Genomic DNA, 15742 nt, shown 5'->3' on the forward strand with positions numbered 1-15742 from the left:
ACGTCTACCCCAAAGATGTCGAATGGTTGGTTAAAGAAGCGGCGTTTGGCCGCGGTTTTTCCCGATTCGCGCTGCGCCACTCAATGAATGCCGGCGCGCTGCTGAGATCGAACACATCACGCCCGCAGGCGCGATTGATAATGCAGGCCGAACGCCAGGCCATCAGGCTGAGCTGAGGTTCGGCGATACCGTGGGTTTGCATACTGGCGTTCACGGCAAACAGATGGTTCTCTTTGGGACCATCCCACTCCAGGGTAAAGTCCGGGCGCACTTTGAAGTTATCTTCATCGCGCATCGTCAGACGCGGAGCCAGCGGCGCCAGCATTTGCGGTAGCGCCGGGCGATAGCCGGTGGCGAAGATCACGACATCGCATTCCAGCAGGTCATAGCCGTGGTCGAGGTGGTGGAGTAACTGCAACTGCCAGCCATGCGCGCGGCTATCCAGCTCCGTCACCGAACGGCCTGGCAGTAACCGGGCGTTGCGCGGCAGCCCGAGCACCTCAAAGCGGTGGTACAGTTCGCGGTAGATGGTCAACAGCGAGTCAGCGGTAATGCCGTCGGAGGTCATTTTTTGTTCGGCCAGCAGGTTCTGGCGGGCGCTTTCCCCGAGTCCGACGAAGCCCGAGACATATTCCGGGGTAAAATATTCGTTGGCGAACGCGGCTTCATCGAGGGCGTTAAAGTTATTGCGCCGTGACACCCAGCTAATCTGCGCCGGTTCGCCCCATTCGCCGCGCAGCGCATTGAGGAACAGATCGGCGCCGCTTTGCCCGCCGCCGATAACGGCGACCCGTTTTCCGGCCAGGTTCGGCTGGCGCAGGTTCATCTCACTGGCGTGGAAACAGGTCGGGGTAATGCTTTTGACGCATGGCGGCAGGTACGGCTGCTTGCCGATACCCAGGCAGAGGTGGCGCGCATAGTGTTCGCCGGCGCTGGTATGCGCCACAAAACGTTTCTGGCGATCGTCGAACTCAACCCGCTCGACGGTGTGATTGAAGTGCAGGTTATGCATCCCGTCGGCCGCCCAGCGCAGGTAGTCCGAAAATTCCGCGCGCGAAACGGTACGCAACTCGGTGGTGAGAAAACGGTAGAACTTTTTGCGTTTGACCAGATAGTTTACAAAGCTGAACCGGCTGGTGGGGGCGACGGCGCTGACCAGGTCTTTGAGAAACGTGGTCTGCATATGGCAGTCCGGCACCAGCATCCCCGGATGCCAGGCAAAGTCCGGGCGGCTGTCAAAGAACTGGCTGGTAAAACCGGGCGCTTCATGGGCCAGCGCCGCGATGCTCAGGTTAAAGGGGCCGATACCGACGCCGATAAAATCAACAGTATGTGTCATGATTCAGTTCCTGGTGACCAGCCACAGCGGGTTTTGCAGATTCTCCAGATAATTCGGCAGCATGCGGCTGCCGCTGTCCTGATCGGGCCAGGTCAGTTTTACCGGGTTCAGCACCACGCGGATGATCTGTGGCTTAAAGAGTGAGAAAAGCGCGAAACGCGCCGCCAGTTGCGGATGAGACTGCATGTAATCACTCAACACTGCGGCCAGCAGTTGATAAAAGCGCGGCTCAGGGACGCCGAGGCGCGCCATCAGCGGCGAAATAAAACGCAGCACCGTCACAAAGTGACCGGTCTGCAAATCATGAATCAAATAATCGGCGTCCAGACGCGCCGTCACATCGCGAACTTGCTGGGGCAGGGAGTCCATTTCCGGAAAATCGTCTTTCACCAGCCGCATATCGCCCTGGAAATCCTTTAACAACACGCGCTGCGGTATGCCGTCTTTCATGGCGAGGGTAATATTTTGCCCGTGGGCGATAAGCGCCACGCCGTAGCGGCACAGCAGGTGATAGAGCGGCACTACCACCGCGCGGAACATCCGGCTTAACCAATCGTCGGCGCTGAGGCCTGACCGGGCGATCCACGCGCCAATCAGCGGCTGGTCGTGTTCATCGCACTCCATCAGGGCGGCCATCAGAATCGGCGTCTCGCCGTCAGCCAGCCAGCGCGAGGGATTTTCGCGCCAGATAACGCCGAGCATTTCCTGGTAGCGGTAGGGGGCATGAGGCAGCGCGGCATAGCCCTGATGGGAGACATAGCCTGCCGCCGGCTCGCCGAGGATCACCGCCCCGCTGTGGCGTAGCGTGCTGTCGGCGGCGAATATCTGTTGCAGCCAGCGGGAGGCCAGCGGCCCGGCGGCGATGTATTTACCCGGAATCCCGCGATAGCAGGAGGTGTTATAGATGGTCAGCGGCAGTTTGATATCCAGCCCGCCTTTGCGGCTGGCGTTGGTCAGCGTGCGCAGCGACTGCTGGGCAAGCCACTGGTCGCCAAACTCCCCCAACGAAACCATTTGCCCGCAGGCCAGGCAGGCGACAAAGTCGGGAGCGATTTTTTGCTGCCACTGCCACGGATGCACCGGCAACGGCAGCCAGCTATCGTCCAGCCCGTTGGCCTGCCAGGTCTGGTGAAAGCGGGCGAGTTCGCCGTCATCCAGCGCGGCGGCTAACAACTGGCGGATATCCAGTTGGCTATCGCAGCGCCACACCATATCTTCGCGCTTTACCGCCAGCCAGTGCAGGCGGAACGTATTGCCGTACTCCGGCGCGTAGCGTTCCAGCGCTTCCAGCCCCCAGCCGCGGCGGCCTTTGTTGAAGACAAACTTCGGGTGGCCGCTTAACAGGCACTGCAGTCGATCGGCATCCAGCGCGATCAGCGCTGCGGCGCTCAGGCCGCGCCGGGCGTTAAGTAACCGCAGATCGCCGCGCAGCGTGGCATACAGATCCTGCAGGTGCTCAGCGACGGTGGCGTCGCTCATTTCCAGCAGCGGTTGCAGTTGCATCAGCAGCGTTTGCGCGCGTACCGGTTCATCCGCGCAGTACAGGGACTGCGCGTCGATCCATAGCCAGCCCCAGATCCCGCGTTCGGCGCTGAAGTGCCACTCCGCCCCCGGCAGACTGATACAGTAGCGTGTACCGTCCTGTGTCTGTGCATGAAACACCTGCTCATACTCCAGCTCTGCCAGCATTTTGGCGACCAGCCGACGGTTCACGAAATCCCAGTTGTCGGTATGGTTCACAGGCCCACCTCGCTGAAAAAGCGCTGGCGATCGGTCATCACCAGGCGCGAGCGTTTATGGGGGAAATCGAACTCTTTTACGGTGTGATAACCCGCCGGCGTCAGGTGGCGGAACAGACGCTGGTTGTCCATCCGCGGCTCCAGCACCAGGCGCCGGGTGCGCGACTCGTCGAGCAGCAGGTAGTGGCTCAGGCCGCACAGCCAGCTTTGCACAAAGTGCGCGCCGCGCCACTGCTGCTCGCCGACCAGTAAATGCAGGCCGCGGTCGAACGGCTGCCACGGGTAGTGGCGGCCAATGCGATCTTCCGCGGCCCAGTAGATTTCAAAATAGCCGAACGGCTGGTCGTCGAAACAGCCAATCAGCGGGAAGGCGTGGGCGCTGGTCAACTGGCGCTCCAGGTAGTCCCGCTGTACTTCCAGCGCGCCGCTCTGCTCCCAGAAAAAAGCCACCCGCGGATCGTTCATCCAGCGAGTGAAGCGCTCTGCATCCTGCGCCGGGTCGGCGACCCGCAGGCTCAGGGTATGGCGCACGCGCGGATCGTAGCGACGGTACACTTCGCCGTCCGGGCGCGCAGGGCGGCGGGGAATGAAGATATCGCGCTGTTCATCAAACACCATCTCGTCCGCCACAGGCTGGCGCGGCGCGCTGAGCCAGAGCGGCAGTTGCCAGAACGTATCGCGCTGGATGATGTTGCCGCGCAGCGCGGCGAACAGCGCCAGCGCCTGCGGCTCTTCGCGCCACTCTGTGTAAGGCAGAACGATAGCCGAAAGCCCCGGGGCGGCGATAAACATCTGGTCCAGCGCATCGCGCAGCCAGCCCGCGGCCAGCGGACACGGCCAGTGCAGGACGGCGCTGTTGTCCTGACCCCAGCTCATCTGCAGCGGCTTGCCGAGCTTTTCGCAACCCAGACCGTGGCCGTGATGAACGATAGTTGCCTGCGGCATTTATTCCTCCAGGTTCTGTAACGGATTGCTGAAATCGAAGTAGATCACTTTGGGATCGACGATGGTGTTTTCGTTGTGATCGTGCAGGTAACAGAAAAAGTTGCCTTTCACATTCCACAGCGGACTGTCGAGGACGTAGTCGAGACAGGTGGTATGCGTCACTTCCCGACGCAGGGCGGTCAGCGCATCGCGTACCCGGGCCATCAGGCGGCGCTCGCTGTCCATCCCGGCCGCGCCGAGGGCGGCGGTGACCGCAAAGGTCGAATTCACCAGCAGGTAGTAGGGGAAATAGCGCAGCAACTGTTCGCGGCTGAAGACGTTTTCCGCCTGCGCCTCGCCGGTCTCATCCAGCCATCCGGCGGCGTGGGGCATAAAGGCGCTGCCCTGACAGTCGCGGTAAATCAGGCCGATCGGCAAATCCTGATGCATTTCCACGAGGATGTTTTGTTGATGAGCCAGCAGTACCAGGCCGTAATCGGCTTCGGCGCTGAACAGCGGCTTCAGCACTTGCTGGCAATAAGCATCCAGCCAGGCGTGGGCCGCCTGGCGCGGCGAAATATTCAGCCGCGCGCTGAGGCGCTTCACGGTTGCCGCCAGCAGGGAGTCGCCGCCGTCCGGGGCTGACTGCGTCAGGGACACCAGCACATTGGTCTGGCTGTCCGGCTGGTCGAACAGCAGGTTTTCGCGCAGGGCAAACAGGCTCTCGGCGCGGATATTGCCCTGCAAATCGCGCAGGCCGGCCCAGCCGTCTTCCTGCATCACGCGAAAGGTCGGAAAGCGCGCCTGCAGTGTCTGCCAGCGCGGGGTCTGCGCCAGACGCGCCAGACGCATTCCGCGCTGCACCTCTTTCAGCGACAGGGTGCGTAGTGAGTTGGTCAGGCGCACGCTCAGGGAAAATTTAATCATGTCCTGGCTGGTGGCGCAGTACAGCGACCGCGAGGAGGTGGTCGGTAGCCAGGCGGCGCCGGCCTCGCCGCAATCTTTCACCAGCCCTTTATCGACCAGTTGCTGGCACCAGTCCTGTTCTGACAGGTGGTTCGCCTGCCATGGGTGCAGCGGGAACAGCCACTGGCGATCGCTCAACGCATCCAATAACTGCGGAGCGTTCTGGACGGCAAAGCGCGTCAGGCGCTGTTGCAGATTGAGGCGCAGGCTGTCGCCGGCCAGCAGCGCGCTGTCCACCGCGAACCAGCGCAGCGGGAAACGCGGGGCGAAGTCTGGCAGATAGCGCTGCGCCTCCTGCTGGCTGAAAGGTTCGTGGGATTTCGGCGCCGGATGAAACGCGTGCCCTACCAGCAGCGCCTGTTCCGCAGCGCCGAAGGTCAGCGCTTTTTCACGCAGCGCCGGCCAGTCGCGGCGGGCGTTAATCGCCTGCCAGGTATGGTGATGGCTGGCCAGTACCCGCTGGCGGAACGCCGCGCAGTGGGCGTCGGACAACCCCTGCTGACGTTGCAGCTTAGCGACAATCAGGTCGACCAGCGCGGCGAAATCGATAATCTGGCTGCCAGCGGCGTTGAGCAGGCGGGCCGGAAAGATGAAACGGTGATGCTGAGTGGGGGACCAGTAAGCGATAGCGAGGTGAATGGTCTGCTGCTCATCCACCGGGATAACCAGTACTGACCGATCGTCGCTCAGATATCCGTCGTTGGTTTCGCGGATCAGGGCGTTCAGGAAGCACTGGGCGCCAACATCCTGGTCAAGTGTTTTACCCGATAAATTCATCTTCAAATAATTTCCCGAAGAAAAGATCTGACAAACTATGCCGATAACGATTCTCATTATCAATGTTAATTGTTAGAATTGACAAAATTTTTTTCACAAATAGACACAATAATCCTACAGGTTTTCAACATTTTGGCGATTTCTGAACCACTTACCACCACGCAAAAATCGTTATCCTGCTGGCCGCTGGCGCTCAGCGCCGGGCTGCTCGGCATCGGTCAGAATGGTTTACTGGTGGCGATACCGGTGCTGGTGATGCAGACCCATCTGAGTCTGTCGGTCTGGGCGGCGCTGCTGACGCTGGGATCGATGCTGTTTCTGCCCTCAGCGCCGTGGTGGGGCAGGCAGATAGCCCGGCTGGGCAGTAAACCGGTGGTGCTCTGGTCGCTGGCGGGCTATGGCGCCAGCTTCCTGCTGCTCGGCGTTGGCTGCGCGCTGTTGGCGGCGGGGGCGGTGAGCGGGCCCGTCGGGCTCGGGATACTGATTGCGGCGCGGGTGATGTATGGGCTGACGGTTTCGGCGATGGTGCCCGCCTGCCAGGTCTGGGCGCTGCAGCGGGCCGGGGAGGGGCGGCGGATGGCGGCGCTGGCGACTATCAGCTCCGGGCTCAGCGCCGGGCGGCTGGCGGGGCCGTTGTGCGCCGCGGCGATGCTGACTCTCCATCCGCTGGCGCCGCTGATGCTGCTGATGATTGCGCCGCTGCTGGCATTGGTGATGTTGTTGCCGCTGCCGGGAAGCGCGCCGCGCCAGAGCGCGGGCGGCAACAGCGCCCGTTTACGTTTTGACTGCCTGCCATATCTGCTGTGTGCGTTACTGCTGGCCGCGGCGGTCAGTTTGATGCAACTGGGCCTGTCGCCAGCGCTGGTGAAGCAGTTTTCCGCCGACGCGACGGCGGTCAGCCGCCAGGTCGCCGGGCTGCTCAGCGTCGCGGCTGTGGCGTCGCTGGCCGCCCAGTTTGCCGTGCTGCGTCGGCAATTACTGGCGCCGCTGGCGCTGTTGCTCAGCGCCGGAGCGCTGATGGCGGCGGGTTTGGCGCTGATGATGACGGCGGCGCTGTGGCTGTTTTATGTCGGCTGCGCGGTGTTCTCTTTTGGCGCGGCGCTGGCGACCCCGGCTTACCAGTTGATGCTGAACGATAAACTGACCGATGGCGCTGGCGCCGGCTGGGTAGCCACCAGCCACACGCTGGGATATGGCTTATGCGCGCTACTGGTGCCGCTGGTGGCGAAAGTGTATGGCGAGTCGGCGTTGCTGACGGTAGCGTTGTTGGTAGCCGGTCTGTTTTGCGGGATGTCGGGCGTTATCTGGCGCAGCCGCCGTCCGGCCAGTGAAAAGTGAGGAAGCGTATGGCTGGGATTCAGGGGTACCGTCTGTTTAACGTGCGACTGGTGCGCAAAACGGTGATTTCCCCTTCGCTGTTGAGTCTGGTATTCAGCGGTCCGGAAGTGGCGCAGATGAAGTGCGATGCGCCGGATCAGCGTATCAAAATGTTATTCCCTTCCGCGGACGGCACTCCGTCGTCGCTTCCCGCTGAAGGGCACTGGTACCCGATAGCTCAGGCGCTGCCGAAAGAGAAGCGTCCGACGATCCGCACCTATACGCTGCGCCATATCGACAGGCAGCGCTGCGAGGTGACGGTGGAGTTTGTTAACCACGGGACCGCCGGCCCGGCTTCGGCGTGGGCAGTCAATAGCCAACCCGGGGAGGCGCTGCAGATGGTCGCGCCGAATGCCGAATATGCGGCAGACAGCGGCGGCTACGAGTGGGCGCCTCCCGCCGGGCTGCGCAATGCGCTGATTGTCGCCGACGAAACCGCGCTGCCCGCCGCCCGTGGGATCCTCGAATCGATCGCCGGTCAGGATAACCCGCCGCAGGTACAGGTTTTTCTGGAAGTACCGGAGGCCGGGGATTGTGTCGACCTGAGCGCATTTCAGTTCGCGGAGGTGGTCTGGCTGGCGCGCAAACCGGTTGGCGCACAGCATGGCGAATGCCTGATCCAGGCGCTGAAAGCGGACGCCAGATTGCCGGAAAACGATCATCGCCAGCCGGTGCAGGAAGAGGCGGAAGGGGAGCTGTTGTGGGATAAAGCCAGCGCCGCCAGTACCCGGTTTTATGGCTGGGTGGCGGCGGAGTCGACGGCGGTCAAACAGCTGCGTCGCTATTTGATTACAGAGCGCGGCGTGGATCGCCGGATGGTGAATTTTATGGCCTACTGGGCAAAGGGGCGGATTCGTTAACCGGCGCGCTGTTTTCACCCTTTCCGCCCGGAGCCGGGCCCTCCGCTACGGAGGGCCGTCGCAGGCTATTTAATAAAACTGCTGCCCTTTTTCTGCATGATATCCAGCAGCTCCTGATAGCGGCCATGCATCTCCTGCGCTTCCCGCAAGCCGCTGGCCAGCGTCTGGTAACGTTCATAACTGTAGATCAGGACCAGCGGGATCAGGCTGCACAAATACAGCGACGTAAAATCGGGGGGCAATGACAGGGCGCTGAATACCAGACAGATCGTCGGGCTCCACAGTCCGGTAAAGACCATCCAGCCAGATAACCGCCAGATGCCTTTGCGGCGCCTTCGCGTTGCGGAGTCCGGCGCCCGGGAAAAGCCCTGGTCGATATCGCCCCGCAACAGTTCGCCGAACATCACGTAGCGGCGCTGGCGCAGGGCAAAGCAGAACATAAAAAACATTACCGCCCACAGCAGGATGGTGAACGCCACGATAAACGCCGGGCTGGCATAGCCCTGCGCCAGGCTGAAGGCCGGCTTGCGGGCGATCGGCAATACCAGGGCGAAATTAATCAGCAGGCTGAAAAACAGATCTTCGCGCAGGTAATCCGCCAGAGTGCGGGTGCGCTGCGTCGGGCGCGGTTCCGCCAGTGCCGAGATCCACCAGGGCAGGGCCCGGGACAGCAGCCAGATCATCAGCGCCGGCAATACCAGCACCCCGAGAAGCGCAATAAACCAATAGCGCCATGCCGGACCAAAGGGCCAGATGGCGCAGCTCAGCAGCGTCACGGCAATCAGCGTCGCCGCGCTGGCCCACAGCGGGCGAAAGTAAATTTGCGCTATCCCTCCCGGCTGGCGTCGGGGGGCGGCCTGCTGCCGGGAGGGCACCGACATCCGCAGCGTATAAACCGAATAGGCCCAGTAACCCGGCCCGTCGCGCATCATACCCCAGACAATCGACAGACAAATGGCCCCCAGCCCGGCGATGACCTCCCAAAGCATGATATCCGGGACGTTGCGGATCAGCGATGAGGTCAGTACGGCGCTGACGCCGGCCACGGACAGCCATGCCGCGAGCAGGTATTTACGGGTGAAGGTGCGGATATCCGGGATCATCCGCAGGCCTCTTCCAGCGGACTGTTTTCACGCATCAGATGATAGTAGTGGCTTACCTGATGATCTTCGCTGTGCGCATAATGGTCATGCAACAGGTGGTGCAATACCTTCTTATTGCTGACTTCCAGGTAATTGCGGTAACCCATCAGCGTCCACTGGTTCATACTGTCGCGCCAGCGCACGGTATGAGTGAGATGCAGCGCCAGGTTTTCTTTAATGCGCGCCACGCTATATTCCGCCAGGCCGCTGCTGTTCATCACTACCGGGCTGCGTGGCGAGCTGAAGTCGAGCGGCGCCAGCGCGCTGCGCATCAGGGCGACGCCGTCGGCCATCAGCGGCGAATGCCAGGCGCCGTTCACGCCCAGCTTAATGGCGCTGATGCCCTGGCGCGCCAGGGCGTTAATCAGTATTTTCAGCGCCGACACGCAGCCGCCTACCACCTGTTGATGATTGCCGTTATCGCAGCAGACGTTGAGGTGTTCCGTTAATTGCAGTGCGTCGATTAATTCCCGTAACTGGCTGTAACTACAGGGTTTGATCGCATACATGGCGCCTTTGCGCTGTTCTGCCAGTTGTTGCATGATGGCGGCGCGCTGGCTGATGGCCCGGAATAGCGTTTCCAGATCCATGACGCCGGCGGCGTATAGCGCCGCGTATTCTCCCGCGCTGTGCCCGGCATAGCCGGTTTCCGGCACCGGAGACAGTTCGCGCAGCCGCGTCAGCATCGCCACATTGACCGTGGTGACGGCCACCTGCTGGTACAGCGTGCGGGTGAGGCGGGTCATTGGTCCTTTCTGGCACAGTTTACGCACATCAAAGCCGGCGACGTCGCTGGCGCAGTCCCACACCCGACGGGTGCCCGGGGAGACGTCGCAGGCATCGCTGCCCATCCCAATCGCCGGCGAGCCCTGCCCGGAAAAGAGCACCATCCAGCCCAGGGATAACGGAGAAGTAAACGCTGGATTACCAGGTAATTCGCATGCCTGCATAGATATTTCCTTTTTTTCCAAAGGTGCCGAATTCGCTCTCCTGGCTGCCGAAGGTGGCGGAGACGCCGCTGTACACCTCAAGGTTGGGTTTTAACGGCGTACTGAGATGCAAACTGAGCACCGAGCTGTGATCGATAAGGTTGGTGATGGTGGAAACGGCGTAGTCGATGCTACCGACCTGTTCCCGGGAAGTGCGGAAGTACAGGGTGAGATAATGCTTGCCGAACAGTTGGCCGGAGCGGCTGGTGTTATCGATACCGGCCGCCATCTGGCGCGCGTATTGCTGGTAGCCGCTTTGCAGCGCCGCGGCTGATACCGCCGGCAGGGCGCTGGCGTAACCCCCGTTGATAAAGCGCAGGGTATCGAAATGGTTGCGCCATTCGCTGCGGCTGTAGCCCTGGCTCTGGCCGTAGTATTCAATGCCATATTCACGGCGATCGGCGGTGGCGTAGCGTAGCCCGATGCCCAGGTCGCCCTGGATACCGCGTGAATGCAGGCGGTAAGGGTCGGCGACATACTGATACTGGCGGATACGGCGCGACGCAATGCTGTCGAGGTGGCGCCAGGTTTCCCCGTGCGACAGCGATCCCTCCAGATTAAGGATCAGGTTATCCGTTAGATTACCGCTGGCCCCGAGCGCCAGCGTCTTCTGGCTACCGAGCAGCAGCGAAACCGTGGGGTTGAAATCATTGAGGCCCGACGCGGTATAGCTGGCAAGGTAGCGATCGCTGTGATTGGTCCGCCGTAGCGCATCCCACTGCGCCGCGGAGCGAAACCATTGATTGTTGCGCCGCAGGCGCGGCATGGCGGTGAGGCTGAAAGCCCCCGCGGTGCGGTAGAGCGTGGTGTCCAGCCCCCAGGCCCCTTCATCGTAAAAGTTACGCCAGCGATCGCCCTGGGCGAATACCCGCGCGCTGCGCAGGTTACCGAGGGGATTGTTAAGCAGATCGAGGGGGGCGGAGGAGAACAGATAGCCGCTGTTTTTGCGGATTTTACCGGCATCGACATACAGGTTTTCGCGCGCCTGCCAGCTGGCGACCAGATCATTGAGCAGCCAGACCCCCTGATTCTGCCGATCCTCCAGCGCGCCGGGGCGCCGCCCCTGGAGGGTATACGCCGCGTTGCCCTGCGTCTTGATACTCAGGGTATCGCCGAGCGAGCAGCGCCCGACCAGCGACAGATAGCCATTGACCATGGCGTTATTGCGAAATGCCGGCGTGTCGAAGCGCCACAGGGAGCCGGAAACGAAGCTGCCGACCCCCTCCGCGCCGGCGAAGCCGCGCAACACCTGGCATTCGGCGGCCTGCGCGCCGGGGTAGCCGCTGGTCAGCGCGATAATACCGCCGGCCAGAAGAGCGCCCGGGCTCCTCATTCGCCGAGTCTCAGCAGGTATTCTTTCTGGAAATGGCTTTCCGGCAGCGATTCCAGACGCACGTTGCTGTAGCGCATGGTGGTGTAATTATCCTTGCGCAGCGCATCTTCCACCACAATGGTGGTCGGGCGCTGGCGCCCCAGCACCTGTTGATAGTCGCGGTAGTAAGAGCGCTTAATCAGCACCCCTTCCGCGGAAAGAAAATCGGCGCGCTGCGGGTTACCGGTCTGTTTGTCGACCCAGTAATGAATCGCCGGGTAGGTCACATACGGCCAGCGGCGCTCCAGGGAGAGCTTGTAACAGGTCCGGCCATCACAGGGTTCTTCGCCGACCAGGGTGGAGATATAGGAGTAGTCGAAATCCGCGGCCACCACATCGCCATTGGCCACCTGGCCTATCAGGCGCTGCTGACGCGAAATCGGGATCGGGCGCCGTAAATCCGGGGCGTAGTACCACATTTTATCCATATCGGAGAGTAGCGCTTTGCCCTTATCCCGGACCGGCTGAACGAAACGCACCAGCGCCCGGGCGTCGCCTTTTTCGCGCTGTTCCGAGGGTTTATAAAAGCGCATCGACACATCCAGCACCTGCTGGTTTTCGGTGATATCGCGGCCATCTTTATGCTCGACCAGCGTCAGGGTATAGCGGAAGGGCTCGTCCGGCGCCCGGGCGCGATCGGCCTGGCGGATAATGGTCCGCGCCTGCTGATCTTCCTGGGACAGGTTATCCAGATTCTGGCGATCGAGGGTATTCGCCTGAGCCGGGGAAGCGAGAGCGCCGGCCAGCAGCAAGGTCATTGATAGTTTTTTCATGATTTTCATTCCCTGAGCATCAGGCTTCCAGCAACATGCCGAGATCGGCGACGATTGACGTTCCGCGCAGGGCGCGGGAGCGGGGCGAAATCAGAAACGCCGCGATATCCGCCACCTCCCGGGGTTCCAGCAGCCAGCGGCGCGGCTGGTTTTCATAGCGCTGGTGCATCTGCGGCCACAGCTCCTGGAGAAACGGCGCCATATCGGTATCCACAATGCCGGCACACACGCCGTTAACCCGGATATCGCGATCGTAAAGCTCGACCTCCAGGTAGCTGACGAGGTTTTCCAGCGCCGATTTGGCGATCCCCAGCGGATATTTCGCCAGCACCCGGCGGCTGCCGAGGCTGGAGATGGCGCAGATGGTGCTGCCTTTCGGCATCAGCGGTACTATCTCCTGGACGCAGGTGACGTTGCCCGACAGATTGGTGTTGAACAGCAGTTTCCAGTCGTTGCGCGTCATCTCCATAAAGTGTTTGAACGGCGCGGATGCGGCATTGAGCACCAGATGATCGATGCGCTCAACGCCGTCGGCGCGGAGTTTTTTCATCATCTCCTGGATATCCCGGGGTTCAGAGATATCCCCGCGCGCCAGGCGTACGTTGACATTGCGGGTGCTGGCGACAAAGCGCTGCAGATTGGCGGCGCTTTTCCCCTGCTCCTTGCGGTAATTGAGGATCAGGTCGTAGCCGTCCGCCGCCAGCGTTTCGGCAATCGCCATGCCGATACCGCGACCGGCGCCGGTGATAAAAACAGTTTGTTCCTTTGACATATCAATTCTCCCTGAGCGGTCACACGAAGCGGAACGCTTCGGCAATAACAAGTCTTGAGGCACGGCGTGCCGGAATAATCGAGGCGATCAGCGACGTCACCAGCGGCAGGGCGCAGGAAAACCAGAACAGATGGATATCCTGATCCCACATCACAAAGGCCAGGTAACCCTGGGTATAACCGGGGGACGGGGGCATCGGGATCCCGTTGATATTGATAATGCTGGCGATCAGGATGCCGAGGCTGACGCTGAGAATGGAGCCGAGAATACCGGTGATGATCCCTTCAAGGACGAACAGCCGCCCGATATAGCCGCGGTTCAGGCCGAGCGCGCGCAGGGTGGCTATTTCGCGGGTGCGTTCCACCACATTCATCATCAGGGTATTGCCTATCATAAATACCACGATGACGCTGACTATCGACTTGATAAACAAGAAGATCCCTTCAAACAGATTGACCACCTGGTGGTAGAAGATCGCCAGATCGTCCCAGGAGCGGGCTTCCAGCGGTAGACGCTCCTGCTGGATCAACTGATTAATGCGCGCCAGCACCTGCGGGGTACGGTTGGTATCGTTGAGCATGATGATGATTTTGCTGACATCATCGGTTTGCAGCAGGCGCTGAGCGGTCTGTAGCGGCATCTTGATGGTGGTGTCGTCATACTCTTTGATACCGGACTGAAAAATGCCGCGTACCCGGGAAGACATGGCGTTCTGCCCCCCTTCCGGGTTGACCACCAGCATATCCACCCAGTCGCCGTAGCCGGCGGAGAGGGCGTTGCCGACCCCGGCGCCGAGGGTTATCTCCTGCGGCCTGACCCGCGACAGATCGCTACCGGAAACAATGGTGTCGAACGAGCCGAGCACCAGCGAGGTTTCCGGTTCGATCCCGGTGCCGGTGAAGAAGGTTGAGGTGCCGGTATCGTAGCGCGAGATAATGCCGGTAAAGGTTAACTGCCCGGTGATGGTACTGATATCGGCGGCAATCTGCGGATCGGCGAGCAGCCGCTGGCGGATAGCCGCGTAGTCGCGGATGGTGTATTGCAGCGAATTACCGGCGCTGTTGTCCAGATAGCCCTGCTGATAGAGCTGGATATGTCCGAGATTGGTGCGGATGGTCTGTTCGCGCAGCGCCCAGAACGAATAATCGACGAACCCGCCGAAGATAAATACCGCCACGCCGCCGAGGGTGATCGCCAGCAGCGTAATCCCGGAACGGCGGCGCTGGCGGAACAGGTTCAGAAAGGTGTAGCGGATATCGGTGGGTTTGCGCACTGCCGTGATCAGCACGACCAGCAGCGCGTAAGCAATAATGGCATTCGATATCCAGAACAGCGCATTGCTCATTGGTTCACCTCCGCCAGCGGCAGAATGACGTTATCCATCTCCGCCGCCGACCAGCCGACAACCGGCTGGTTGCCGAGGGCCGCCAGCCGTTCGCCTTCTTCTCCCGACGCGGCCAGCGCCTGGCGCGCGGCGTCGGCTTCGTGGGTTTTGCCGCAGGCCGCCAGCGCCCGGACGCGCATCAGCGTCACCATCGGCTGCAGGGAGGCCGGAAGCGCGCGCGCTTGTTGCAGCGCGGCGGTATCTTCCAGCGCCACAACGCAGCGCCCCGTGTTCTGCGGTACGAAGGCGTCCATACGCGCGCGCAGAAAGCGCATGCGCCAGTCGTTTTCGTCGCTTTCCGCCGCTTCATCAATAGAGAAAAAGCCCTGCTTGGAGGCTTCCGCGGCGCGCAGATAATTTTTCTTCGCCAGGTAGTGTTCGGCGATAAACAACTGCCCGTAGCCATAAAACATCGCGGCGATCCGGCGTTGCGGATGGCGCTGCGCTTCGGCTTTGAGCTGCGCGACGCTATCTTCGAGGGCGCTCAGCGTCGCCCGGCTGGTGATAGCCTGAATCAGCGGCGTCAGAGGTAGCGCGGCGGCGTCTGGCGGCGGATTCGCCTGCGCGGCGGCGGCCCCCAGCAGCAACAGGGCGGCGGCGCGTTTAAAGGTGGTGAACATCATTTTTTAATTTCCCGTCTTCAATCTCCAGAACCCGGCGCGCGCAGTCCCGTAGCTGGTGTGAGTGGGTGGAGATAACGAACGTGGTCTTCAGTTCCTGATTCATGGATAACAGCAGATCGATAATCTCCTGGCCGGTGCGGGTATCGAGATTACCGGTGGGTTCATCGGCGACGATCAGCCGCGGGCGTTTAACCAGCGCCCGGGCAATCGCCACCCGCTGCTGCTGGCCGCCGGACAGCGCCGTCGGCGGACGTTTGTAGTGGGCGGTCAGCCCGACTTTTTCGATCATCTCCATGACCTGATCGTGGGCTACCCGGCGGCTGAAGCCGTTGAGCATCATCGGGTAATAGACGTTGTCAAACACGCTCAGTACCGGCAGCAGGTTGAAAAACTGGAACACAAAACCGATGGCGTCGGCGCGCAGGCGGGCGCTGCGGGTATCGTCAAGGGTCGCCAGGTCGTTTCCCAGTAAATACACATGCCCGCCGGTGGGGTAGTCGATACCGGCCATCAGGTTGAGCAGGGTGCTTTTGCCGCTGCCGGATGGCCCGCACAGGGCGATAAATTCGCCGTCGTAAATATCAGTGGTGATGGATTCCAGCGCGCTAATGGCGCCGGGACCTTTACCAAAGCGCTTACTGGCCTGTTGCAGAGAGACCACCGGCAGCGGGCGGGCGTCGTGTAGCGTCATGGTCGATTCTCCTC

General features: G+C 61.3%; 14 protein-coding genes. 2 read left to right on the top strand and 12 right to left on the bottom strand.

Features of this window, described 5'->3' with window-relative positions:
- Positions 1–4: 4 nt before the first annotated feature.
- The 4 genes from iucD to iucA are packed head-to-tail and all read right to left on the bottom strand — an operon-like array spanning position 5 to position 5745.
- Entirely contained in the window at positions 5–1339 is a 1335-nt protein-coding gene (iucD, locus tag AQ981_RS08850; protein ID WP_058911391.1) for an NADPH-dependent L-lysine N(6)-monooxygenase, read from the bottom strand.
- Positions 1340–1342: 3 nt separating this feature from the next.
- A complete protein-coding gene (gene iucC, locus AQ981_RS08855; protein WP_058911392.1) occupies positions 1343–3079 on the bottom strand; it encodes an aerobactin synthase IucC in 1737 nt (578 codons plus the stop codon).
- Positions 3076–4023 carry a GNAT family N-acetyltransferase gene (locus tag AQ981_RS08860; protein ID WP_058911393.1) on the bottom strand — a complete coding sequence of 316 codons (948 nt, stop codon included), beginning with the start codon at positions 4021–4023 and terminating at the stop codon, positions 3076–3078. Before AQ981_RS08860 ends, iucC begins: the two co-directional genes overlap by 4 nt.
- Positions 4024–5745: an aerobactin synthase IucA gene (gene iucA / locus AQ981_RS08865; protein ID WP_058911394.1), complete on the bottom strand. Its 1722-nt coding sequence runs from the start codon at positions 5743–5745 to the stop codon at positions 4024–4026.
- Between the two features lie 132 nt (positions 5746–5877).
- Between iucA and AQ981_RS08870 the strand changes: the two genes are divergently transcribed.
- Both AQ981_RS08870 and AQ981_RS08875 read left to right on the top strand, forming a co-directional pair.
- Entirely contained in the window at positions 5878–7083 is a 1206-nt protein-coding gene (locus AQ981_RS08870) for an MFS transporter (protein ID WP_121500636.1), read from the top strand.
- 8 nt (positions 7084–7091) lie between these two features.
- Positions 7092–7982 (top strand): siderophore-interacting protein, encoded by an 891-nt coding sequence (locus tag AQ981_RS08875; protein WP_058911395.1) that lies wholly within the window; start codon positions 7092–7094, stop codon positions 7980–7982.
- 65 nt (positions 7983–8047) lie between these two features.
- Here AQ981_RS08875 and AQ981_RS08880 read toward each other — a convergent pair whose 3' ends face one another.
- From AQ981_RS08880 to AQ981_RS08915, 8 genes are read right to left on the bottom strand one after another with little or no spacing between them, the layout of a single operon-like run.
- Complete coding sequence (locus tag AQ981_RS08880; RefSeq protein WP_058911396.1) at positions 8048–9085, bottom strand: hypothetical protein; 1038 nt, start codon at positions 9083–9085, stop codon at positions 8048–8050.
- Positions 9082–10074: an ACP S-malonyltransferase gene (locus tag AQ981_RS08885; protein ID WP_058911397.1), complete on the bottom strand. Its 993-nt coding sequence runs from the start codon at positions 10072–10074 to the stop codon at positions 9082–9084. The genes AQ981_RS08880 and AQ981_RS08885 overlap by 4 nt, the downstream gene beginning before the upstream one ends.
- Positions 10049–11446 carry a hypothetical protein gene (locus AQ981_RS08890; protein WP_058911398.1) on the bottom strand — a complete coding sequence of 466 codons (1398 nt, stop codon included), beginning with the start codon at positions 11444–11446 and terminating at the stop codon, positions 10049–10051. Before AQ981_RS08890 ends, AQ981_RS08885 begins: the two co-directional genes overlap by 26 nt.
- Positions 11443–12258, bottom strand: coding sequence for an outer membrane lipoprotein-sorting protein (locus AQ981_RS08895; protein ID WP_058911631.1), 816 nt, complete (start codon positions 12256–12258; stop codon positions 11443–11445). Before AQ981_RS08895 ends, AQ981_RS08890 begins: the two co-directional genes overlap by 4 nt.
- 19 nt (positions 12259–12277) lie before the next feature.
- The gene (locus tag AQ981_RS08900; protein ID WP_058911399.1) at positions 12278–13030 is read right to left on the bottom strand and encodes an SDR family oxidoreductase; all 753 of its coding nucleotides are present in this window, start codon (positions 13028–13030) and stop codon (positions 12278–12280) included.
- A 19-nt stretch (positions 13031–13049) separates the two neighbouring features.
- Positions 13050–14375, bottom strand: coding sequence for an ABC transporter permease (locus tag AQ981_RS08905; RefSeq protein WP_058911400.1), 1326 nt, complete (start codon positions 14373–14375; stop codon positions 13050–13052).
- A complete protein-coding gene (locus AQ981_RS08910; RefSeq protein WP_058911401.1) occupies positions 14372–15037 on the bottom strand; it encodes a hypothetical protein in 666 nt (221 codons plus the stop codon). Before AQ981_RS08910 ends, AQ981_RS08905 begins: the two co-directional genes overlap by 4 nt.
- Positions 15018–15728: an ABC transporter ATP-binding protein gene (locus AQ981_RS08915; RefSeq protein ID WP_058911402.1), complete on the bottom strand. Its 711-nt coding sequence runs from the start codon at positions 15726–15728 to the stop codon at positions 15018–15020. The genes AQ981_RS08910 and AQ981_RS08915 overlap by 20 nt, the downstream gene beginning before the upstream one ends.
- Positions 15729–15742 lie beyond the last annotated feature (14 nt).

It is taken from the genome of Entomohabitans teleogrylli, assembly GCF_001484765.1.
GTDB lineage: Bacteria > Pseudomonadota > Gammaproteobacteria > Enterobacterales > Enterobacteriaceae > Entomohabitans > Entomohabitans teleogrylli.